Below are 22,825 nucleotides of genomic sequence, written 5' to 3'. Positions count from 1 at the left end.
CCGAGGATGAGCAATACCGACCAGGGACGCATCGCATTCATCCGGGCCAACTGGCACCAGTCCATCGTCACCCAGGCCCACGAGGGTTTCCTGGCCGAGTACGGCGATCTGGGGTACTCGGCGGATGCCGTCGAGGTGTTCGACGTGCCCGGCGCGTTCGAGATCCCGCTGCACGCGCAGCGACTGGCCCGCACCGGGCGGTACGCGGCGGTGGTGGCCGCGGCGCTGGTCGTCGACGGCGGCATCTACCGGCACGATTTCGTCGCCTCGGCCGTGGTCGACGGGCTCATGCGGGTACAGCTCGAGACCGACGTCCCGGTGTTCTCCGTGGTGCTGACCCCGCATCACTTCCACGAGCACAGCGAGCACGTGGATTACTTCACCAAGCACTTCCACACCAAGGGCGCCGAGGCCGCCCGCGCGGTCGCGACCACGCTCAGCTCCCTGCGCACCCTCCCCACCGGCGCGGTCTGAGCGAACGTGCGAGGATGGGCGACCGGACGTCCGGCCGCCCATCGGCGTCACTTGTAGTTGTTCAGACAGGCGGCTTCGCCGTCGAGCACGCCGGTGCGGTAGGCGTCGAGTCGCTGATAGCCGCTGGGCACGACCTTGCCGTCGGTATCGCTGGCGGCCAGTCCGTCGGCGAGCAGACCGGATACCGCCGCGTCCAGATCACCGGCGGTCAAGCGGGGATCGCTGGCTGGGTCGCTGAGCTTGGTGGTGATCACGCCGGACAGACATGCCGTCCGCAGACCGGCGGTCTCCGGGCCCGACAGTGACAGATGCCGCTCGTTCTCCACCGCGAGCGCATAGCGGGAAATGAACACCACGTAGGCGTTGTAGTTGCCGTCCACGACCGCCGACAGCGGTTCATCGTCGCCGGGTTGGGCGCCGGCGCGTTTGGCCAGCTCCGGCACATCGGTTCCGATCCGGTTCATCCACGGGCAGTACGAAACCGGTTCCACCGCTTGGTTTTTCAGGCACAGTTTCACGATGCCGGAGTAGTCGAAGGCCGGCAGGTGCTGAAGCGGGTAGATCCGCCCGAGCGCGGCGGCGACGGCAGTGAGACCGTCGACGTCGACACCCATCTGGTTCTCCTCGTCGCCCGGTTCGAAGGTCGTGGGAAGACCGCCACGGCGCTCCTGAATCTCCTTCTTGGTGATGCCCTTACATCCGGCCGCACCGTCGGACCAGCCGATCTGCACCGCCGTCACGCGCTCGAACGCCGACCCGTGCACATTCTTCGGATTGTCGGGATCGCGGTCGCGCACGGCGACCGCCGCACCCAGAACTCCGTTGAGCCCGTCGGTCGTGTTCAGCGTGAAATGCGCCGCACCGCCCTCGGCCACATGCCGCAGGAACACTCCCGCGAAGCAGTCGGCCTGCTGTTCGAGCACGATTCCGGGCGTGAGGAATCCGTTGAGCCGGGCCTGATCCTGCAGTGAGTGGCCGTACTCGTGCGCGAGCACCATCACCACGGCCATCTTCCCGTACTTGTCCGAGATCAGCGGCAGCAGTTTGCCGCGGTCCCAGCCGACGGTCTTGTCGATCTTGCAGTAGGCCGCGTTCACCACGTGATAGGTGCTGGAGCGGCAGAAGGTGACGGATTGTTCCTTGGGCGCGTTGGCGTCCCAGGAGATGAAGTGGTCGACCGGCTTGAAGGTGCCCGGGAAGTTCTTGCCGTATTCGGCACCCCAGTAGTCCTGCAGATCCGACAGCGTGTTGAGGGCCAGCCGGTCCATCTCGCCGCCGTCGCCGTTGTCGGCGTGCAACGGCGCGTCGGGCACGCCCGGTCGCGGACCGCTCGGCCCCGAGGCATTGGGCGCGGCGCCGCTCAGTGCCCACGGATTCTCGTTCGTCGCGGCAACATCATGTGCCACAGTCGTTTTCGCATCGGTGCCACATCCGGCCGATACCACACCGAGCGCCAGCAGCGCGGCCGTCGCGGCCAGCCGCAGCCGCCTGTCGTATTTCATCTCGTGTCCTCCCCGAATACCACTGTCGACGCCCGGACCGACGACGATCCGGATTCCGCACAGCGGTCCCCCCGTCTCCCCGAGCGCTCACATCGTAATCGGGCGCCCGCGCGAATGCGCAACGTATATCTCGATATCGGCACGGATGGCGCACGGTGACGACCACGACATGGCGCGCACACCGTTCGTTCATCTACTATTTACCTACGTAGATAGTAGAGGCTCAACGGCGAGCAGAGAGGCCGATACCATGCCCCGACACCCCCGCGCATCGTTCACCCTTCCCGCCCTGGCGGCGCTCACGGCCGCGGGTCTCGGCTTCACCGCGGCGCCCGCCGAAGCCGAATCCAGGCGATCGGCCGCCCAACCCGCCACCGGCTGCCTGTGGGCCGGAACCACCCACCCCGCCGGCGCCACGGTCGTCGCGGGTGGACGCGGCTACACCTGCGGCGCCGACGGCCGCGGTACTCCGATGTGGTCGGCCGGCGCGACGTCGGACCGGCCCGATACCGTCGCCAACCCCGGTTCGGCCGGCGACCCCGCCGCCCACTTCAGTTTGGGCGCACGCCAACCCGGCACCGCCTACAACGACTACTGCGTCGGCAACCAACTGGTCGAGGGCACCGACGACGTCTATCAGGTGGTGCGCGGCCACGACGGCCGGTTGTTCTGGAAGGCCGCCGAACCGGTCAGCGCGTGGCGCTTCGACCGCGGAACCGTTGCGCCGCAACCGACCTGGCGCGGAACCGGCCTGTGCTACGAGGGCAATCTGGCGTGATCGCAGCTCAGCCGTGTTTGCGGTGCGGAACGAATTCCAGGGTCAGCAGCGCGAGTGCGGTGAAGACGATCTCACGCCAGCGGATGAGGACGAAGCGCTGATTACCGAAGGAGTTGAACTTGCGCAGGAACCGATACAGCGATTCCAGCCGGATCAACGGGTCCAGCGTGCGGGCCAGCACATAGATGGCCTGTGCGGAGCGCGACCGTTCCTTGTCGGCGAACAGTTCGGGGAAGGCCGCGAACGCCAGCGAGATGCGGTGCACGTCGTTGTCGCGGCCGTAGTCGACGAGGTCGACGATCATCCGCTCGTCCAAGCCGTTCGGGGCGTCCTTGCGCCGCCACGGCACATCGAGGCTCAGTTCGCTGCCGTGATTGGAGGACCCGTAGCGCTGGAATCCGGCGACCCGGCCCTCACCGTCGCGGGCGATCACCACGAGCATGCCCGGATTCCGGCCGTCGAGCAGATGGTCCAGGATCATCGAGAAACCGCGGGTCTGATGTCCGCTCCCCCACTCGTCGACGATGCCGAGCAGCGTCTCGCGCATCTCGCGGTCGAGTTCGCGTTCGGGGATCACCTCGGTCTTGACGCCGAAGTTGCGGGTGCGGCTCACCGCCTGGCGCAGGTTGCGGAATTTGCGGCCGACCATATCGAAGGAGTCGACCTCGACCACCACGTCGCGACCGATCGGAATGGCGTGCAGGCCATGGTGATCGGCCGCGCGAGTGCGCCACAGTTCGGTGACCGCGGGGCTGGCGCCCAGCACCGCGATCCGCCAGCCGTGGGCGGAGGCGAATTCGGAGAACTCGGCGATGAGCCGGCCGAATTCGGCGCAGTTGCCGACCGGGTCGCCCGCGACCACCGCGATGCCGAAGCGGGCGCGATATCCGATCGCGGCGTTCGAATCCGCGCTGAAGAAATAGGATTTCGCCGAGTGCAGGGCGAACGGGGCCAGCGGATCCTCGACCGTGCGATCGACCAGTGCGGCGATGCGATGCTGCTGATCCGGTTGCGGGCGCGAACCCTGCGGCAACATCAGGATCAGGCCTGTCGAGGCGAGACAGACGAAGCCGACCGTGCCGTGGTCGCTGCGGTAGGCGATGTTGGAGACCCCGAGCACGATCACCGCGACGGTGAAGTGCGGCAGGGTGATCGGCCGCCGCAGATGCAGACCGCGCGCCACGAACAGGCCCGACAGCGACACCGCCACGAACCAGCCGCGATTGACACCTTCGCGCGAGGCACGGTCGGCCGCGTAGAGCAGCACCACTCCGACCAGCAACAGCACCGCGATCAACGGAACCCGCACGGCGCGGGTCGGATTCAGGGCGGCGTGCCGATAGGTGCGGTAACCGGTGACGGCCGAATTGAGTTCAGCCATCACGGTCTCCGCTCACACAGCGCATCGCGTGTGCCGTCGAGCAGGTGGGCGTAGCGCACGTCCACGAACATCCTCACCATGGTGGTCCTCCCGAATGGTCGCGTACGGATACAGTATGCGGAACGCTCGTTCCGGCTCCGCGGCGCCCCTCGCACGGTGACGACGGCACACCACACTCCGTACCAACCGTTATCGCGCCCGGTCTGTTCCCCGCAACACGTTATCGGCTCGCAGATCCGCTGGTATCGCGGGAATTCATCGCCGGTCCACGAAAACGTCGCCTATCACCCCCGGTGAGCCCCGCGATCACGGCAACCGCCGCGATCACGCATCGGTGTCGTTCATCGCGTACCCGGCCGCGACGGATCTACGCCCCGCTCACCCGCCGAAGACGCGCTCGACGACCGTCTTCGCCCTCCGCGTGACGCGCATGTAGTGGTCGAGGAATTCGCTGCCGTCGTCGGTCGGCCAGCCCGCGACCCGGGCCACGGCCGAGAGCAACGGCCCGGGACCGGGCAGCTGGTCGGCGGGTTTGCCGCGCACCAGCACCAGCGCGTTGCGGGCCTTGGTCGCGGTGAGCCAGGCGTCGCGCAGCAGTTCCACATCGAGGGCGTCGAGCAATTTCTCGCGCTCGATCACCGCGAGGCATTCGAGCGTGGAGGTGTTGTGCAGATCGGGACACTCGTGCGCGTGCTGCAGTTGCAGCAGTTGCACGGTCCACTCGATATCGGCGAGACCACCGCGACCGAGCTTGGTGTGCGTGGCCGGATTCGCACCGCGTGGCAGGCGCTCGGAGTCGACTCGCGCCTTGATCCGCCGGATCTCGCGCACAGCCTCCTCGGAGACACCGCCCTTGGGATAGCGGACCGGATCGATGGAATGCAGGAACCGCAGACCCAGCTCCTCGTTGCCGGCGACCTGATGCGCGCGCAGCAGCGCCTGCACTTCCCACGGCTGCGCCCACTGCTGGTAGTAGGCGCGATACGCGGCCAGGGTGCGGACCAGCGCGCCGTTGCGGCCCTCCGGCCGCAGCCCGGCGTCGACTTGCAGCGGCGGATCGGTACTGGGCGCGCCGAGGAGCCGCTGCACCTGTTCGGCCACGCCGATCGCCCACTTCACCGCGACCGTCTCGTCCGCGCCGGGGCGCGGATCGCAGACGAACAGCACGTCCGCGTCGGATCCATAGCCCAGTTCCATCCCGCCGAGCCGGCCCATGCCGATCACCGCGAAATCCGCGGGCGCGGGCGCGGCGTGCTCAGCCTCCCAGGCCCGGATCACCGCCTGCAGCGACGCCTCGAGCACCGCGACCCACACCCACGACAGCGCCCGGCACACCCGCGGCACCTCCAGCATGCCGAGCACATCGGCGGAGGCGATGCGGGCCAGCTCGTGGCGGCGCAGCGAGCGGGCGGTGGCGACGGCACGCCGGGGCTCGTCGTAGCGGGCGGCCCCGGCCAGGATGCTGGAACGCACGTCCTCGGCCTTCGGGCTCAGCAGCAGCGGCCCGTCGGGTCCGTCGGCGAACATCCGGATGGTCTCGGGCGCGTTGATCAGCAGATCCGGCAGATAGGCCGAGGAGCCGAGCACGATCATCAGCCGCTGCGCGATCGCGCCCTCGTCGCGCAGTTCGCGCAGGAACCAGATCTGATCGTCGAGGCCCTCCGACACCCGCCGATAGGCCAGCAACCCGGCATCGGGATTCGGTGTGTCACCGAGCCATTCGAGCAGGGTCGGCAACAGCAGCGCCTGGATGCGACCCTTGCGCCCCACCTCGCCGGTGAGTGCCTTGAGGTGGCCGAGGGCGTTCTCCGGCGCGGCGTAGCCGAGGGCGGCGAGCTGACGGACCGCGGCCTGCGGACTCAGCCGCAACGCGGCGGCGTCGAGGCGAGCCACCGATTCCAGCAGCGGGCGGTAGAACAGCTTCGCGTGCAGCCGGCGCACCCGCAGCGTGTTGCGTTTGATCTCGCTGCGCAGCACCCCGACCGCGTCCTGGCGGCCGTCGGGACGCATATGCGCCGCGCGGGCGAGCCAGCGCATCCCCTCCTCGTCGTCGGGTGCGGGCAGGGTGTGCGTGCGCTTGAGCCGCTGCAGTTGCAGGCGGTGCTCGAGCAGGCGCAGGAATTCGTAGGAGGCGGTGAGGTTGGCGGCATCGTCACGGCCCACGTAGCCGCGCGCGGCCAGCGCGGTCAGCGCCTCGACCGTGCCCGGCACGTGCAGCGATTCATCGGCCTTACCGTGCACCAACTGCAGCAGTTGCACCGCGAATTCGACGTCGCGCAGGCTGCCGTGGCCGAGTTTCAGTTCGCGCTCGCGCATGTCCTCGGGCACCAGACTCTCGACCCGGCGCCGCATTCCCTGCACGTCGGAGACGAAATCCGGTCGTTCCGAGGCGCTCCACACCATCGGCATCAGCGCCTCGCCGTACTGCCTGCCGAGTTCCAGATCGCCGGTGGCGGGGCGGTTCTTCAGCAGCGCCTGGAATTCCCAGGTGCGCGCCCAGCGCTTGTAGTAGGTGATGTGCGAATCCAGGGTGCGCACCAGCGCGCCGGCCTTGCCTTCCGGGCGCAACGCGGCATCGACGTCGAAGAACGCGCTGCCCGCGATGCCCATCATCTCCGCGGCCAGCCGCGTCGCGGTGGTGTCGGCGGGTTCGGCGACGAACACCACATCGACATCGGAGACGTAATTGAGTTCGCGCGCACCGCATTTGCCCATCGCGACCACCGCCAGCCGGACCGGAACCGGCTCGTCGGGGCAGATCCGCGCCACCGCCACCGAGAGCGCGGCGGTGAGTGCGGCATCGGCGAGATCGGTGAGATGGTTGCCGACCTGCTGATACGGCAGCACCGGCTCGTTCTCGACGGTGGCGGCCAGATCGTGGGCGGCCAGCACCATCAGCTGATCCCGATATCGCTTGCGCAGCAGGGCGATCGCGTCGGGACCGGCGTGGGCGGCCCGATAGAGCATCGGGGCGGCGTTCGGCCCCGTCTCGGGCGTGGCGCCGACCACGTCGAGCAGATCGTCGAGGATCTCCCGCGTGCTCGGCAGTTCCCGCCGCAGCAGCTGCCAGCTCGCCGGATCCGCGACCAGATGATCGGCGAACGCGCTCGACGAGCCGATCAGCGCGAACAGCCTGCCACGCAACGGCAGATCGGTGCGCACCGCGGAATCCAGTGCGGCCCAATCGGACCCGAGCGCCTCGCGCAGGCGGACCAGGGTCAGCAGCGCCAGATCGGCGTCCGGCGACCGCGACAACGCCCACAGCAACGAAACACTGTCGACATTGTCCCAGGCGAGCTCTCGTAACGACGCGGCTGCCGTCGGCTCCAGCAATCCCAGCCGACCGGCACCGGGCACTGCGGGACGTGCAGTCGGTGGCCGGACCATTCTCTCAAATTACCGTTACGGCCGAGCATGCGGAAGTTGCCTGCTCGCGGCGGTGGCGGGAGCGCTCGGCCGACGTTCGCCGAGGCCCGATTCCTCGCCGCCGATCCGTCCACCGCAGTGCGGCCGCGGTGAAGTAGGTCGGCCGCGGGCCACGCGCACGCAGCCCGCGGTCGCCCCGATCCTCAGAAGCTGTGTTCCGGGCCCGGATAGGTCCCCTGCGCCACCTCGCGCGCGTATTCCGCCGCGGCGCTGCGCAATTCGTCACCCACGCGGCCGAAGCGCTTGACGAACTTGGCCGTCTTGCCGCTGGTGTAGCCGGCCATGTCCTGCCAGACCAGGACCTGGGCGTCGCAGTCGCTGCCGGCGCCGATGCCGACGGTCGGGATCGTCAGCTTGTTGGTCACCTGACCGGCCAGCTCGGCGGGCACCATCTCCATCACCACGGCCACGGCGCCGGCCTCCTGCACCGCGATGGCGTCGGCGATCAGCTGTTCGGCCCCGTCGCCACGGCCCTGCACGCGGTAGCCGCCGAGGGTGTTCACGCTCTGCGGAGTGAAGCCGATATGCGCCACCACGGGGATGCCGGAGGCGGTGAGCCGGGCGATGTGCTCGGAAACCCGTTCTCCGCCTTCGAGTTTCACCGCGTGCGCACCACCCTCCTTCATGAAGCGGGTGGCGCTGGCCAGCGCCTGTTCCGGAGAGCCCTCGTAGCTGCCGAACGGCAGGTCGGCCACCACCAGGGCGTGCGGCGCCCCGCGGACCACGCCGCGCACCAGCGGCAGCAGTTCCTCGATCGTTATCGGCACGGTGGTGTCGTAGCCGTAGACCACGTTTGCCGCCGAATCGCCAACCAGCAGCACGGGGATGCCGGCCTCTTCGAACAGCTTCGCGGTGGAGTAGTCGTAGGCGGTCAGCATCGCCCACTTCTCGCCCGCGGATTTCCATTGCTGCAGGTGCTGTACTCGCGTCTTCCGCCGGGAAGTTGTCGGTGCGGCGCCGTAAGCGGTGGTTTCGGAAGCAGGATTGTCCTGAGCAGCGGACATCATCGTCCCTTTCGTCTGTCCTCGAGGCCCGATCGGGTCCCCGGGTTGCTATGACCCGTCCAGTCTGCCACCGCGACAGGGCCGCATTTAAGGCGTGCCCGGGATGGGATTCGTCACAGCGGTAGGAGCGACGTGGCCGGAGGAGACAGCCTGCGTAACCACGGGGCCGCCGCGGACACAGCCGAGGAACACAGGCGGAGATGGAAGGATGGCGCGCATGTCCTTGTCGCGATCCGGTCGCGTCGCAGCCGCGGTGGCCCTGATGTGTGTGGCCGCCGCCTGCTCGTCGACGTCGAAGAATCACCCCGTCGCCCCGCCGTCCGCGCCGAGTCCGGCCGCGCTGCAGAAGTACTACGCCCAAGTTCCTTCATGGGGTAGCTGTGACGGATTCGGCGATTCCTCGACCCGATTCCCGCAGGGCACCGAATGCACGCACATCTCGGTGCCGATCGATTACGACAAGCCCGAGGGCGCGACCGCGCAGATCGCGGTGTCCCGGATCAAGGCGACCGGGCAACGCATCGGATCGCTGCTGTTCAACCCGGGCGGTCCCGGCCAGGCCGGACTGTGGATGGCCGCGCAGGGCCAGGACACCCCGCTCGCGCAGCGGTTCGACCGGATCGGTTTCGATCCGCGCGGCGTCGGCGCGTCCACACCGCTGATCGAATGCCTGACCGGGCAGCAGTGGGATGCGCAACGCGCCGAACCGCCCAAGGACTACACCCGCGCCGGCATCGCGGCCGCCGAGCAGGAGAACAAGGATTTCGCGGCGCACTGCACCGAGAAGACCGGCAACGAGTTCCTCGCCCACGTCGGCACCCGCGAGGTCGTGCAGGACATGGACATCATCCGGGGAGTGCTCGGCGACGACAAGCTGAATTACGTCGGCTACTCCTACGGCACCCGGCTCGGCTACACCTACGCCGAGAAGTTCCCGGACAAGGTGCGGGCCATGGTGCTCGACGGCGCTCTCGATCCGGACGCCGATCCGGAGAAGGAATCGGTGCAGCAGGCCGCCGGATTCCAGAAGGCGTTCGACGCCTACGCCGCCGACTGTACGAGCAAACCGGACTGCCCGCTCGGCCAGGACGCGAGCCAGGCGGTGGCCCGCTTCCACGATCTGGTCAACCCGCTCTGGGACCACCCGGCCGAGACCCGCGACGGCCGCGGCCTCACCTACAGCGACGCCGTCACCGGTGTGCAGAACACCCTCTACGCCGAGGACAGCTGGAATGTGCTGAGCGCGGGCCTGGCTCAGCTCGCCAAGGGGAAGGGCGACATCCTGCTGCAGCTCGCCGATCTCTACGACGGCCGCAGCAAGGACGGCAGCTACGACAATTCGCAGGACGCGTTCCTGGCCATCCACTGCGTCGACGATCCCGCCATCAAGGACCGCACCGAAACCGATAAGCAGGACGCGGAATACCGCAAGGTTGCCCCGTTCCTCGACGACGGCCACGCCACCGGGCAGGCGCCGCTCGAGATGTGCGCGTTCTGGCCCGTGCCCAACAGCGGCTCCCCGCACAACATTTCCGCACCCGGCCTGCCCAAGACCGTGGTCATCTCCACGACCGCGGATCCGGCCACGCCGTATCAGGCCGGTGTCGATCTGGCCCATCAGCTGGGCGCGGCACTGATCACCAACAAGGGAACCCGGCACACCGCGTTCCTCTCCGGCGGCGTGCCGTGCGTCGACGATGCCGTGTTCGCCTACCTCACGGACCTGAAGACACCGCCGGAAGGGCTCACCTGCGGCTGACGCCACACATGCGGACCGGCGGTTGTTGCACGATGTAACACGGATTTAACCGCGGGTGCCTACGCTCGCGCGTATGGATCGCCAGAAGGAATTCGTGCTGCGGACGCTCGAGGAGCGGGACATCCGCTTCGTGCGACTCTGGTTCACCGACGTCCTGGGATATCTGAAGTCGGTGGCGATCGCCCCCGCGGAGCTGGAAGGCGCCTTCGAGGAGGGCATCGGATTCGACGGCTCGGCGATCGAGGGCTTCGCCCGGGTGTCGGAGGCCGATATGGTCGCCAAGCCCGATCCGTCGACGTTCCAGGTGCTGCCCTGGTCCACCAGCAAGGGCCATCAGCATTCGGCGCGCATGTTCTGCGATATCGCGATGCCCGACGGATCGCCGTCGTGGGCCGATCCGCGCCACGTGCTGCGCCGGCAGCTGAACAAGGCCGGTGACCTGGGCTTCAGCTGCTACGTGCATCCGGAGATCGAATTCTTCCTGATCCGTTCGGCTCTCAAGGACGGCCGCCCGGTGCCCGCCGACAACGGCGGGTTCTTCGATCAGGCCGTGCACGACGAGGCGCCGAACTTCCGCCGCCACGCCATCGACGCGCTCGAATCGATGGGCATCTCGGTGGAGTTCAGCCACCACGAGGGCGCACCCGGCCAGCAGGAGATCGACCTGCGCTACGCCGACGCGCTGTCGATGGCCGACAACGTGATGACCTTCCGCTACCTCATCAAAGAGGTGGCCATCGACGAGGGCGTGCGGGCCTCGTTCATGCCCAAACCCTTCTCCGACCACCCGGGTTCGGCCATGCACACCCACATGAGCCTGTTCGAGGGTGAGCACAACGCCTTCGCCGATCCCGACGACCCGAACAACCTGTCCGAGACCGCCCGCGCGTTCATCGCCGGCATTCTCGAACACGCCAACGAGATCAGCGCCGTCACCAACCAATGGGTGAACTCCTACAAGCGCCTGATCCACGGCGGTGAGGCGCCGACCGCCGCGTCCTGGGGCCGGTCGAATCGTTCTGCGCTGGTCCGCGTTCCGATGTACACGCCGAACAAGCAGTCCTCCCGGCGAGTCGAGATCCGCAGCCCGGATTCCGCCTGCAATCCGTACCTGGCCTTCGCGGTGCTGCTGGCCGCGGGCCTGCGCGGTATCGAGAAGGGGTACACGCTGCCGCCCGAGGCCGAGGACGACGTGTGGTCGCTGACCACCGCCGAACGCCGCGCGATGGGCTTCCGCGAGCTGCCCTCGACCCTGGACGAGGCGCTGCGGGCGATGGAACGGTCGGAGCTGGTCGCCGAAACGCTGGGCGAGCACGTATTCGACTTCTTCCTGCGCAACAAGCGCCACGAGTGGGCCACCTACCGCGCCCAGGTCACACCGTGGGAGCTGGGCGAGTACCTGACGCTGTGATCGGCTGCGCGAGACCGGCTTCGGCCGGCCGCACCGACGATCGGCGAGCAGGTTAGGTTGTCCCGGTGAACGCGCCTGTATCGGTGGCCGATCAAGCACTGCAACCGCTGGTCGACTGGGCCACCGCGGAACTCGGGAACCTGGGACCGACCGTGACCGGCGCGCAGGAGATGCGGCGTCGGGACTGGACGCTGCTCGCGCGCATCGACACCGACGCCGGAGCCGTCTGGGCGAAGGCGAGCGCGCGCGCGTTCGCCCACGAGGGCCCGCTGCTGGAGGCGCTGGATCGGCTCGTGCCGGGTTCGGCGCCCAAACCCCTTGCGGTACACCGTGAGAACGGATGGTTCCTGGGACCCGACGGTGGCGAGACCATGCGAACCGGACCGCTCGACCGGCAGTTCGCCCTCGACGGCACCGACGCGCCGCCGCCACGGCCGCCGGGCTGGGACTCGGTGCTGCGCTCCTATGCCGCCATGCAGCACACCCTGTGCGCGCACGCGGAGTCGTTGCGCGACACCGGAACTCCGCACCTGCCACCGGCCCGCCTGATCGAGGTCTACCGCCGTTTCGCCGATCGCGCGCCGGGACTGGAGTACGCGATCGAGTCGGCCGCCGCCGAACTCGCGCAGTACGACCGGCTGAGCGTGGAACACAACGACCTGTATCCGGGCCACGTCTTCCGCACCACCGCCGCGGTGTTCGACTGGGGCGACGCACTGCTCACCCATCCCTTCCTGTCCGTGCGCACCTTCCGGGACCCGCGGCGAGCGGCCTATTTCGACGCCTGGCGTGAACTGGCCACCGTCACCGACCGCGAGATCGAGCTGGCCGAACGCCTCGCGCCCCTGACCACCCTGCATTCGTGGCTGACCATCGACACCGCACCGGGCCGACCGGCCGAACGGTTCGCGCCCTTCGTCACCGAGATGCTGGACCAGCTGCGCGCGAACTTCGCCTGAGCCACCCGGCCACCCGCGGCGAGGTGGCAGACTCGTAGGTCCACAGCAAGGAACGTCGGATGAACTCCGAATCGAACAAAGGGAACAGATGTCGCAGAGCCGTTGGATGACTCGCGGAGCGCTCGCCGTCGGTGCGGCGCTGGCCGTCGCGCTGGTCGCCGGATGTGGTGGCGCAAGCACGGGTTCGGCCGGGCCCGAGAAATCCGGCGCCTCGGCGACCTCGACGGCCGCGCGTCCCAGCGGTTCGGCCGGCGTCACCGCCAAACCGGGACAGACCAGTCCCGTGCAGGTTCCCGACCCGGTCGCGCAGAAGCTGTGCGACGCCATCTCCCCGCAGCTGTCGGATTGGCGGGTGCAGGGCCCGACGCTGGGGAAGGTGGCGCTCAACATCACGGTGCATCAGTGGGCCGCGGAGAACGGCGGCATCAACCTCGCGGTACTCGGCGACAAGGCGGTGGTGGACCGGATCACCACCAAGACCTGCTCGGATACTCGTACTCAGGCGCTGCAGGCGCTGGAGCTGCCCGATCTCGCCTCCGGAATCGCCTTCTGATGCGCACCCTGTACCCGCCGCTGGAGCCCTACCGTGAGGGCATGCTCGACGTCGGCGACGGGCAGCACCTCTACTGGGAGGAGTCGGGCAACCCCGAGGGCAAGCCGGTGGTGTTCCTGCACGGCGGCCCGGGTGGCGGCACCAATTCGACGCACCGGCAGTTCTTCGATCCCGCCGCCTACCGGATCGTGCTGTTCGATCAGCGCGGGTGCGGGCGTTCGGCGCCGCACGTGGCCGATGGGGCGAGCCTGGAGGTCAACACCACCTGGCATCTGGTCGCCGATATCGAGCGGCTGCGCGCCCATCTCGGTATCGAGCGCTGGCAGGTCTTCGGCGGGTCCTGGGGTTCGACACTGGCGCTGGCCTACGCCCAGACCCATCCCGAGCGTGTGACGGAGATGGTGCTGCGGGGCGTTTTCCTGTTGCGGCGCAAGGAGATCGACTGGTACTACAACGGCGCCGCCGGATTCGTCTACCCCGACGAGTGGGAGAAGTACCTGGCGCCGATTCCGGAGGCCGAGCGCGACGGGGATCTGGTGGCGGCCTATCACCGGCTGCTGCACTCCCCCGACGACGAGGTGGCGACGGCTGCCGCGGTGGCGTGGTCCAGTTGGGAGGGCGCGACGAGTTCGCTGCTGCCGCAACCGGAACGGGTCGCCGAATCCGCCGAACCGCGCTTCGCACTGGCCTTCGCCCGCATCGAGAACCACTACTTCGTGCACGGCGGATTCCTGGAAGAGGGCCAGTTGCTGCGCGATATCGACCGGATCGCGCATATTCCGGTGGTGATCGTGCAGGGCCGCCACGATGTCGTCTGCCCGGCGGTCAGCGCCTGGGATCTGCACCGTGCCTGGCCCGGTTCACGATTGCATCTGGTGGCCGATGCCGGACATGCCGCCGCCGAACCCGGCACCACCCATCATCTGATCGAGGCCACCGACGAATTCCGGGATCGGCGATGAGCGGGGCAGCCGGTCCCGCCGTCATCGCCGCCCTCGGCGAGGACGTGGACCGGCTGCTGGCCGCGGAACCGAAGGTCCGCGCCGACGAATCGGATTCGGTCCATCAGATGCGGGTCGCCACCCGCCGGTTGCGGTCGGTGCTGCGGTCCTATCGGAAAGTGTTCCACCGCGACGAGATAGACGCGATCCGCGCCGAAATGCGCTGGCTGGCGGGCCTGCTCGGCATCGCCCGCGACGCCGAGGTGCGCGCCGACCGGTTCGCCGCGCTGCTGGACGAATACCCTGATGTGCAACGCCATCTCGGGCGCCGGCTGGTGAGCGCGGAACGCGCGGCCTACACCGACGCCCACCACACCGTGCTGCGCGAACTCGACGGTGAGCGCTATGCGCTGCTGCGGGCGCGGGTGGTCGGCCTGCGCACCGATCCGCCGTTGCGCCGCAAGCGCGCCCGCCGCGACGCCGATCGTGTGTTCACCGCGGCCGTGCGCGCGGACCTGCGCCGGCTGAAAGCCCGCGTCGACGCGGAACGAGACGTCGAGGAGCCCGACCGCGTGGAGGCGCTGCACGATATCCGCAAGGCCGCCAAGCGTTTACGCTACAGCGCCGAAGCCGCCACCGATGTCCTCGACGGCCCCGCCGAGGACCTGGCCCGCCGCGCGAAGAAGGTGCAGGGCGTCCTGGGCGACCACCGTGACGCCATCGAGGCGCTGGCCACCATCACCGCCCGCGCCGAGATCGTGCGCGGCCACGGCGCTGATACCGCCCCCTACGAATTGCTGTGCGCCGCCGAAGTGGAAGCCGCCCGCACCGCCCTCGCCCAGTACCCGACCCTCATCGAATTCCTGAACTACGACTACCTGTCCTGATCGGGCTTGACCTTCACGTATACGTCAATCCCTACGGTCGCGACATGACCTCCACTACCGCGACCACCCGTTCGATCCACCTGGCCGCTCGCCCCGATGGGTTTCCCGAACTCACCGATTTCCGAACAGTCGATCATCCGATGCCGGCCGCTGCGGCCGGCCAGGTGCTGATCCGCAACCTCTTCATGTCGATCGACCCCGGCAGCCTCATGCAGATCGGCGCTTATCCCGGAATTCCGATGCCGCCGTTCGCGATCGGTGAAGCGTTGTCCGGCGACGCGATCGGCGAGGTGATCGAATCCGGCGATCCGGCCGTGCCCGAGGGCGCGCTGGTCCTGCATCGGCTCGGTTGGCGCGACCACGCCCTCGCCGATGCGCGGACGGTGCGCGTGGTGGATCCGGATGCCTATCCCTCGCCGTCGGGATATCTGGGCTTCGGTCTGGTCGCCTATGTCGGGCTGACCGTGGTCGCCGGCCTGCGCGCCGGCGACACCGTCTTCGTCTCCAGCGCCGCCGGTGCGACCGGGAGCCTGGCCGGGCAGATCGCTCGACTGCTCGGCGCCGGTCGCGTCGTCGGCAGCGTCGGCTCAGCGCGCAAGGCCGCCCACATCGTCGACGATCTCGGCTACGACGCCGCTGTCGACTACCACGACGAACCTCTCGTCGATCGGCTGCGGACCGCGGCGCCCGACGGCGTGGACGTGTATTTCGACACGGTCGGCGGCGCCCAGTTGCGTGCGGCGATCGACGTGATGAATGTCGGCGGACGCATCGCGCTCTGCGGGGCGCTGGCCAGGCAGCGCGCGGGCGGCGAGCCGGATGCCGGTCCAGGTGATCTGCTGGCCGTGATCGGCAAGCGATTGACGTTGCGCGGATTCACCACTCTCGACCACCTGGACCTGGCCCCCGAATTCGGCCGGAAGCTGCGGGAGTGGACGGCAGCGGGAGACATCGTGCGCACCGAAACCGTCGTCGACGGACTCGAGAACGCGCCGCGCGCACTGCTGGATACGGTCCGGGGGCGCTACACCGGGAAGGTTGTGGTGCGGCTGGCGCGTTGAGGACGAGGTGAGACGGCGGAAAGGATACGCGCGATGTTGATCGGCGAGCTGGCGGCCCGCACCGGAGTCACGACCCGGGCGCTGCGCTTCTACGAGGAGCAGGGACTGCTCACGTCCGGGCGCACCGCCGCCGGATACCGCGAGTACGAGGAGGACGCGGTGGCCCGGGTGCGCAACATCCGGGAACTGCTTCACCTCGGATTCACCGTCGAGGACGTGCGGGCCTTCGCTCCCTATCTGGACCGGGAGCTGCCCGACGTCTTTCCCTACGAACCACGGTGTGCCTCGGGATACGCGGCGGTCGGACCGCCACGGGTAGCGGAGCTGAACGAGCGCATCGCCCGGTTGACGCGCCTGCGGGATCAGTTGGTGAGCCGGATGCCGTGGCTGGATCCGGAGGAACCCCCTGGCGACGAACGAGTCACTCCGCCGGAAAGGTGAAGCCCACTGCGCGTTTGTCGGGGTCCGCGATGTCCAGGCGCACTCGAACCCGTTGCCCCTCCGGCGGCGACCCGGCGCATTTGGCGAGGACCGGCGGGTCGGCGACGAAGATTTCGGCGGATCGGTTGCCGTTGCCCTCGCGGATGACCACCGCCTCGAAGATGTCGCCCAGACGTGGTGCGAGAACGGTGGATTCGGTGAGGTCGATGCACGCGCGTTCGAGTTTGCCGCCGACCGCGTCACTGCGCCGCATCGTGTCCGCGGCGGCGCCGAGTCCGTCGCGAACCCAGTGCGGTACCGGGGTGCCGGCGCAGCGAGCCAGACAGATTTCGGTGGCGTACCGGTCGGCGAGGCGGCGCAGCGGCGCCGTCACATGGGCGTAGGCCGCGCCGATGCCGCTGTGCTGCACCACATCCGGCGTTTCGCCGTCGAGCACGGTGTAGGACGCGCCGCGCAGCAGGCTGGTCGCCTCGGAGTTGAGCACCAGCGCGGCGGGGGTGTTGGGATCCAACCCGGCCAGCATCCGGCCCACCGGCATTCCCGCCGGCCAGCGCACGCCGAGCGCGGCGGCGGTGCGGCGCATGGACGCGATCGCGGAGGCCGGTGGCGCGGGCATGGTGCGCAATAGTCCGATGCGGGGATCGGAGCCGTTGTCCGCCAACATGATTCGAGCGGCGCAGATGCCGGTGAGCAGGGAGACCTGTTCGTTCCAGTCGTCGGCGGCGGTGCGCGGTTCGACCGCCAATTGCCAGTGTTCGGTGTCGTGGTCGCGCCCGTCGGGGATCACCGATTGCGCGGGCAGCCGCAGTTCGATCGCGCCGCGAACCAGGCCGGCCTCGATGCGCAGGCGGCCGAATTCCGGCAGTGCGGCGATCGAGGGATGCAGGCGGCCGGCGTCGGCGTCGGCCTGGACGCCGGGATAGTCGAGACGGGCGCGGGAACGAACCAGGGCGCGCTGCACCGAGAAGCGTTGCGGTTCGGCCTTGTCGTCACAGTCGATGGTCCACAGGGCGACGGGACGAACCGCGCCGGGCAGCAGACTGGCCGACCCTTCCGAGAGCACCGGCGGATGCAGGGGCACGGTGCCGTCGGGGAGATAGAAACTTTGGCCCCTCGCGAGGGATTCCCGCGCGAGCGCGCCGTCGGGCGCGACCACCGCGCCCACATCGGCGATGGCGTAGTGCAGCAGGAATCCGGTCGGGGTGCGTTCGAGATGCAGCGCCTGGTCGAGATCCATGGCGCCGGGTGGGTCGATCGTCACGAACGGGATGTCGGTGCGATCGGCCCGGACGCCCGCGAACGCATCGGCTGCGTCGCGGGCCTCCGAGACCGCCTCGGACGGATATTCCGAGGCGAGTCCGAATTCGGATCGCACGACACCGAAGTCCACCGGTGCCGAGACGATCCTGGGATGCAGTTCCACGCGGGGCGCTGAACCTTACTTGAGCGCCAGCATGGTGCCGTTCAGCTGATCGAACGGACCGTACACGGTGAAGACGACGCGGCCGTCGGGGTACTGCGACGACAGGGTCGCCGCGGCATCGAGAGCCTGGCCGAACGAGGCCGCCGACGGGTGCGGCAGCACCGCGATCGTCTGGCCGACGTGGGACTGGTGGACCCACTGGGTGTCACCCGGGCTGAGGTCCACCTGGACGCCGCCCGGCAGCGGAGTGACCGCGACCGCGGACGCCGATCCCGCGCCCAGCACCGCAACACCCGACGCAGCTGCGGCGATCAATGCACCGGCCGCCAACTTGCGAACTACTCGCATATATACAGAACCTGCTTTCCGACACTCGTAGCACCCATTAGCCACTGCCACCCCCGGCAGCGACACTTCCAACGGCCAACACTTTATGACGTCGATCACGGTTCCGGCCACTCCGGGGCGGTTCGTCGCACGGGACACGCCGAGACCAGCCGATTCGCCCGCATTTGCCCAGAGTGCGCCCGCCCGTCCGGCCGGGCCGCAACCGCTGCCTGGACCGCGCGAACCGTCGGTGCCTGCGATTTCGCGCTCCCCACCGCGACGGCGGCACTGCCGTCTTCACGAGCGCAACGGGGGTCGACGAATCGGCTCGAGCACGCCCCACACCGGTCGTCGAATCGGATCATTCCGGAAGGAAGTAGTACGCCATTCAGAGCGAACAGTCATAACTCGAACTACTCGGACCTACGTCCAGATCACGCTACCGTATACCGAATCCCCCGGTCGAGTCCGTTTTCCGCTGGGCCTGCGACCGTCGGAGCGCGCTGTTACTGTTGCCGATGGTGACAGGCCACGGCGTACCCACGGATTCGGGGGTCCGTGCAGTAACGAGAGTGCGCCGCGCGGCGAGAGTCGTCGAGTAATAGTTCCTCGAGTACAAGGAGTTCCACACCGCATGTCGTCCATCGTCTTCGACTACCTGCTGCCTCTCGTCGGTCCCGAGCAGGCGGCCTACTGGGCCCAGATCCTGGTGATCAACCCCGCCGGCTGATCATCACGCGACCGCACCCGGTGCCGGCGGCCCGCCGCGGGCACCGCATGCGGTCGCAAGGCCAGGCTTCGACGACGTTCCGACACAGGAGGCCTCCACCATGACCACCGATCACGTCTGGTTCATCACCGGCACCAGCAGCGGCTTCGGCCGTGCGATCGCGGAGGCGGTGCTGGCCGAGGGCGGCAGTGTGGTCGCCACCGCGCGCACACCCGAATCCCTTGCCGACCTTCGAGATCGCGATCCGGAGCGGGTCCTCGTCGCACAGCTGGACGTCACCGATCCGGCGTCTATCACCGCGGCGGTCGAGGAGGCGCGAGTTCGGTTCGGCCGCATCGACGTTCTGGTCAACAACGCCGGGTACGGACTGCGCGGCGCGCTCGAGGAATGCGACGACGAGCAACTGCGCACACTGATGGAAACCAATGTCTGGGGCCTGATTTCGGTCACCAAGGCGGTACTGCCACTCATGCGGGCCCAGCGCAGCGGGCATATCGTGCAGCTGTCCTCGGTCGGCGGTGTGCGTGCCCGCCTCGGCGGAACGCCTTACGCACTCAGCAAATTCGCGGTCGAAGGACTGTCGGAAGGTTTGTCGTACGAGGTCGCGCCGTTCGGTATCAAGGTCACCATCGTGGAGCCGGGACCGTTCCGCACCGACTTCGCCGGCCGGTCCATCCAGTGGGCCGAACCCATGCCCGAATACGCACCGATCTTCGCCGAGGAACGCGAGCGCTTCCAGGCTCAGAACGGCGCCCAGCCCGGCGATCCGGCCCGCGCCGCCGAGGCCGTCCTGCGCGCGGTGGCCATGGACGAACCGCCGTTGCGGCTGCCGCTCGGCCCCGAGGCATTCGCCGGTATCCGCGCCACCCTGACTCAGCGCCTCGCCGATCTGGACGAGCTCGAGCCCTGGGCCGCCGACACCGGATTCCGCTGATCACTCCCCGTCTCCACCGGAGGACCCGACATGCTGTCCGCGGACGACCGCTTCGCGATCACCGACCTGATCAACCTGCACGGCCACCTGACCGACAACGGCGATTTCGACGGCTGGCCCGCGCTGTTCGCCGAGGACATCGTCTACGACGTCACCGCCATGGGCGGCGGCGTCCTGGTCGGCATCTCCGCCTGCCGAGACGCCGCGCTCGCACTGGGCGAGAACAACCCCGTCGCCCACCACGTCACCAACATCGTCGTCAACGAGGTCGCCGACGGCACCGTTCGCGCCTTGTCCAAGGGGTTCGGCGTCCTGACCGACGGCACGGTCGGCAGTGTCACCTACGAGGACACCATCCAGCGCATCGGCGCCGGCTGGAAGATCACCCACCGCATCGTGCGCCCACGGCGCACACCGCTGCACCCGTAGACGCGGGTCCGCCGCCGACCGGTCGGCGGCCGAACCGCCGGTTGCCGAATAGTCGCGAAATATGCGCTGAAGTGCCCGGCACGGGTGATCATGGGGGCATGACTGCGGAACCGCTACCGCATGCCCCCGGCCTGCGACGCGCACTGGACGAAGCCGCCGGGATCGCGCGCGAGGCCGGCCACACCGCCCTCGACACCGAACATCTCGTCCTCGCATCGCTGCGTCACCCGAGTTCGGCTGTGGCCCGGGCCTTCCAGCGCAACGGCGCCAATCTGGCGGCGATCTCGGACGTCTTACACGAAACCCTGCGCAACGGGCCGTATCCGAATCCGAACGAACATCCGGACAACGGCGAGGGCTGCGCGCGCTAGCCGGGTCGGCCGGTCAGCGCAGCGGAGTTTCGTCGCCGACCGTGAACTCGGTGACCCGAATGTCGATGCGACCGACGTCGACCAGATCGGCCGGATCCACCCGCAGACAACCGGTGACGATGATCTGTCGAGGCGTCGCATCCGTGCGGCCAAGGTTCCCACGTCCGGAACCCCGGAGGGGACGAGTCGGTCTGTAAGCCGGATCCTGTTCCCGGTTCGCACCGGGAGGCGACCATCCATCTGGGTGCACCGTCACCGGGCACCTCGAGCAGTCAACCCGCAGGCTCGGGCGAGCAGCCCTCGGGCACCTGCGCAGCCGCACTCGCGAGAGTGCGACCTTCGACCTTGCTCCGGGCGGGGTTTACCGAGCCGCCCCGGTCACCCGGGGCGCTGGTGCGCTCTTACCGCACCGTTTCACCCTTACCGGCGGACCTCCGGAGAGACCGCCGGCGGTCTGTTTTCTGTGGCACTGTCCCGCGGGTCACCCCGGGTTGCCGTTAACAACCGCCCTGCTCTGTGGAGTCCGGACTTTCCTCGGCGACGGGCGGCGGCACAGCCGTGCCCGTTCCCGTCGACGCGGTCGCCCGACCGACTCGTCGCGCACCATTGTGCCGTGCGAGCGGCGCCGAGCGCACGCCGCCCCGGCTATCGCAGCCGCGCGGCCGCGCCACCGGTCGTACGTCGCGTGCCCACATCGACGACCACGGCTCGCGCCGGTCTCGCACGGGCGAACCTCGGCGCCGCCCCGGGCGACGGCGAGATCGTGGCGCGTTACCGCCGGTTACGCATACAGTGAAGCCCGCATTCGCCGTCGAGCGCGCACACTCGCCGGCGAACCGACGGCACAGAAGGGCAGCGCAGATGGGGTTCGGCGACTTCCAGAACGAGATCTACTTCCAGGGGCTGCGCGGCGTCGTACCGGAGTACCCGGTCGCGTTCGCCGAACTCGAACAGCGCGCGCAGGCGGCCATGCCGCCCTCGATCTGGTCGTATGTGGCCGGCGGCGCGGGCGACGAACGCACCCAGCGCGCCAATGTCGCCGCCTTCGACCACTGGGGGCTCATCCCCCGCATGTTCGTCGGCGCGAAGGAGCGGGACCTGTCGGTCGACCTGTTCGGAATGACGCTGCCCACACCGCTTTTCATGGCTCCGGTCGGCGTGATCGGCCTCTGCGCCCAGGACGGCCACGGCGATCTGGCGACCGCCCGCGCCGCCGCCCGCACCGGCGTGCCGATGGTCGCCTCGACCCTGACCGTCGATCCGCTCGAGGACGTCGCCGCCGAATTCGGTGACACCCCAGGCTTTTTCCAGCTCTACACCCCCACCGACCGCGATCTCGCGGCGAGCCTGGTGCAGCGCGCGGAACAGGCCGGTTACAAGGGCATCGTCGTCACCCTCGACACCTGGATCACGGGCTGGCGGCCGCGCGATCTGTCCACCGGTAACTTCCCGCAGCTGCGCGGGCACTGCCTCGCCAACTACTTCACCGATCCGGTCTTCCTCTCCGGTCTGCAGCGCTCGCCCGAGGAGGATCCGATGAGCGCGGTCCTGCGGTGGGTGCAACTGTTCGGCAACCCGCTGCGCTGGGAGGATCTGGCCTGGCTGCGCTCGCTCACCGAACTGCCCCTGATCGTCAAGGGAATCTGCCATCCCGACGATGTGCGCCGAGCCCGCGACGGTGGCGTGGACGGCATCTACTGCTCGAATCACGGTGGGCGCCAAGCCAATGGCGGACTGCCCGCGCTGGACATGTTGCCCGAGGTCGTCGCCGCGGCCGAGGGTCTGCCGGTGCTGTTCGATTCCGGAATCCGCAGCGGCGCGGATGTCGTCAAGGCGCTCGCACTGGGCGCCACCGCGGTCGGGGTGGGCCGGCCCTACGCCTACGGTCTGGCGCTCGGCGGCGTGGACGGCATCGTGCACGTCCTGCGCACTCTGCTGGCGGAAGCGGACCTGATCATGGCGGTCGACGGCTACCCGGCGCTGAAGGATCTGACTCGCGAGTGTTTGCGTTCCGTTCACCCATAATCGTGCCCT

The 22,825-nt window shown here is 68.7% G+C and carries 20 protein-coding genes and 1 other RNA gene; 14 read left to right on the top strand and 7 right to left on the bottom strand.

The window, feature by feature from the left end:
- Positions 1-6: 6 nt before the first annotated feature.
- Complete coding sequence (locus AC5592_RS11780; protein WP_036500001.1) at positions 7-474, top strand: 6,7-dimethyl-8-ribityllumazine synthase; 468 nt, start codon at positions 7-9, stop codon at positions 472-474.
- 47 nt (positions 475-521) lie between these two features.
- Here the strand turns inward: AC5592_RS11780 and AC5592_RS11775 are convergent, their stop codons facing one another.
- Positions 522-1,976, bottom strand: coding sequence for a neutral zinc metallopeptidase (locus AC5592_RS11775; RefSeq protein ID WP_063064159.1), 1,455 nt, complete (start codon positions 1,974-1,976; stop codon positions 522-524).
- 250 nt (positions 1,977-2,226) lie between these two features.
- Here AC5592_RS11775 and AC5592_RS11770 point away from each other — a divergent pair, with 250 nt between their 5' ends.
- The gene (locus AC5592_RS11770) at positions 2,227-2,754 is read left to right on the top strand and encodes a hypothetical protein (protein WP_063064158.1); all 528 of its coding nucleotides are present in this window, start codon (positions 2,227-2,229) and stop codon (positions 2,752-2,754) included.
- A gap of 7 nt (positions 2,755-2,761) precedes the next feature.
- Here the strand turns inward: AC5592_RS11770 and AC5592_RS11765 are convergent, their stop codons facing one another.
- The 3 genes from AC5592_RS11765 to panB form a co-directional block, all read right to left on the bottom strand.
- Entirely contained in the window at positions 2,762-4,135 is a 1,374-nt protein-coding gene (locus AC5592_RS11765; RefSeq protein ID WP_036499990.1) for a bifunctional lysylphosphatidylglycerol flippase/synthetase MprF, read from the bottom strand.
- A gap of 378 nt (positions 4,136-4,513) precedes the next feature.
- Entirely contained in the window at positions 4,514-7,522 is a 3,009-nt protein-coding gene (locus AC5592_RS11760; protein WP_063064157.1) for a bifunctional [glutamine synthetase] adenylyltransferase/[glutamine synthetase]-adenylyl-L-tyrosine phosphorylase, read from the bottom strand.
- 182 nt (positions 7,523-7,704) lie between these two features.
- Positions 7,705-8,568, bottom strand: a complete 864-nt coding sequence (panB, locus tag AC5592_RS11755; protein WP_086006860.1) for a 3-methyl-2-oxobutanoate hydroxymethyltransferase — start codon at positions 8,566-8,568, stop codon at positions 7,705-7,707.
- Positions 8,569-8,773: 205 nt separating this feature from the next.
- Here panB and AC5592_RS11750 point away from each other — a divergent pair, with 205 nt between their 5' ends.
- The 8 genes from AC5592_RS11750 to AC5592_RS11715 all read left to right on the top strand — a co-directional run bounded on the left by AC5592_RS11750 (position 8,774) and on the right by AC5592_RS11715 (position 16,577).
- On the top strand, positions 8,774-10,324 hold the full coding sequence (locus AC5592_RS11750) for an alpha/beta hydrolase (protein WP_157121757.1): 1,551 nt from the start codon (positions 8,774-8,776) through the stop codon (positions 10,322-10,324).
- A gap of 73 nt (positions 10,325-10,397) precedes the next feature.
- Positions 10,398-11,735, top strand: coding sequence for a type I glutamate--ammonia ligase (gene glnA, locus AC5592_RS11745; RefSeq protein ID WP_030515350.1), 1,338 nt, complete (start codon positions 10,398-10,400; stop codon positions 11,733-11,735).
- Between the two features lie 65 nt (positions 11,736-11,800).
- Positions 11,801-12,694 carry an aminoglycoside phosphotransferase/kinase family protein gene (locus tag AC5592_RS11740; protein ID WP_063064156.1) on the top strand — a complete coding sequence of 298 codons (894 nt, stop codon included), beginning with the start codon at positions 11,801-11,803 and terminating at the stop codon, positions 12,692-12,694.
- 106 nt (positions 12,695-12,800) lie between these two features.
- On the top strand, positions 12,801-13,247 hold the full coding sequence (locus AC5592_RS11735; protein WP_232329310.1) for a hypothetical protein: 447 nt from the start codon (positions 12,801-12,803) through the stop codon (positions 13,245-13,247).
- Complete coding sequence (pip, locus tag AC5592_RS11730) at positions 13,247-14,209, top strand: prolyl aminopeptidase (protein WP_036499958.1); 963 nt, start codon at positions 13,247-13,249, stop codon at positions 14,207-14,209. Before AC5592_RS11735 ends, pip begins: the two co-directional genes overlap by 1 nt.
- The gene (locus AC5592_RS11725) at positions 14,206-15,075 is read left to right on the top strand and encodes a CHAD domain-containing protein (protein ID WP_063064155.1); all 870 of its coding nucleotides are present in this window, start codon (positions 14,206-14,208) and stop codon (positions 15,073-15,075) included. Before pip ends, AC5592_RS11725 begins: the two co-directional genes overlap by 4 nt.
- A 44-nt stretch (positions 15,076-15,119) precedes the next feature.
- Positions 15,120-16,136, top strand: a complete 1,017-nt coding sequence (locus tag AC5592_RS11720; protein ID WP_063064154.1) for an NADP-dependent oxidoreductase — start codon at positions 15,120-15,122, stop codon at positions 16,134-16,136.
- A 33-nt stretch (positions 16,137-16,169) separates the two neighbouring features.
- Positions 16,170-16,577 carry a MerR family transcriptional regulator gene (locus AC5592_RS11715; RefSeq protein ID WP_051024477.1) on the top strand — a complete coding sequence of 136 codons (408 nt, stop codon included), beginning with the start codon at positions 16,170-16,172 and terminating at the stop codon, positions 16,575-16,577.
- On the opposite strand, the gene AC5592_RS11710 is transcribed toward AC5592_RS11715, so the two are convergent.
- Together AC5592_RS11710 and AC5592_RS11705 are read right to left on the bottom strand one after the other, a co-directional pair.
- A complete protein-coding gene (locus tag AC5592_RS11710) occupies positions 16,558-18,000 on the bottom strand; it encodes an RNB domain-containing ribonuclease (protein ID WP_084506551.1) in 1,443 nt (480 codons plus the stop codon). The genes AC5592_RS11715 and AC5592_RS11710 overlap by 20 nt on opposite strands.
- A gap of 15 nt (positions 18,001-18,015) precedes the next feature.
- Positions 18,016-18,348, bottom strand: coding sequence for a hypothetical protein (locus AC5592_RS11705; protein WP_036499952.1), 333 nt, complete (start codon positions 18,346-18,348; stop codon positions 18,016-18,018).
- Between the two features lie 809 nt (positions 18,349-19,157).
- Here AC5592_RS11705 and AC5592_RS11700 point away from each other — a divergent pair.
- From AC5592_RS11700 to AC5592_RS11690, 3 genes are all read left to right on the top strand, one after another.
- Positions 19,158-19,991: an oxidoreductase gene (locus AC5592_RS11700; RefSeq protein ID WP_063064153.1), complete on the top strand. Its 834-nt coding sequence runs from the start codon at positions 19,158-19,160 to the stop codon at positions 19,989-19,991.
- 30 nt (positions 19,992-20,021) lie between these two features.
- Positions 20,022-20,420 (top strand): nuclear transport factor 2 family protein, encoded by a 399-nt coding sequence (locus AC5592_RS11695; protein ID WP_036499948.1) that lies wholly within the window; start codon positions 20,022-20,024, stop codon positions 20,418-20,420.
- A gap of 98 nt (positions 20,421-20,518) precedes the next feature.
- On the top strand, positions 20,519-20,791 hold the full coding sequence (locus AC5592_RS11690) for a Clp protease N-terminal domain-containing protein (RefSeq protein WP_063064152.1): 273 nt from the start codon (positions 20,519-20,521) through the stop codon (positions 20,789-20,791).
- A 178-nt stretch (positions 20,792-20,969) separates the two neighbouring features.
- On the opposite strand, the gene rnpB is transcribed toward AC5592_RS11690, so the two are convergent.
- An RNA gene (gene rnpB / locus AC5592_RS11685) (RNase P RNA component class A) lies at positions 20,970-21,387 on the bottom strand.
- 265 nt (positions 21,388-21,652) lie between these two features.
- Between rnpB and AC5592_RS11680 the strand changes: the two genes are divergently transcribed.
- On the top strand, positions 21,653-22,816 hold the full coding sequence (locus AC5592_RS11680; protein WP_036499944.1) for a lactate 2-monooxygenase: 1,164 nt from the start codon (positions 21,653-21,655) through the stop codon (positions 22,814-22,816).
- Positions 22,817-22,825 lie beyond the last annotated feature (9 nt).

Source organism: Nocardia violaceofusca NBRC 14427, assembly GCF_963869435.1.
In the GTDB taxonomy this organism is placed as follows: domain Bacteria; phylum Actinomycetota; class Actinomycetes; order Mycobacteriales; family Mycobacteriaceae; genus Nocardia; species Nocardia aobensis.
Note: the sequence above shows the minus strand (reverse complement) of the source record. Positions and strands in the feature narration are given on the sequence as shown.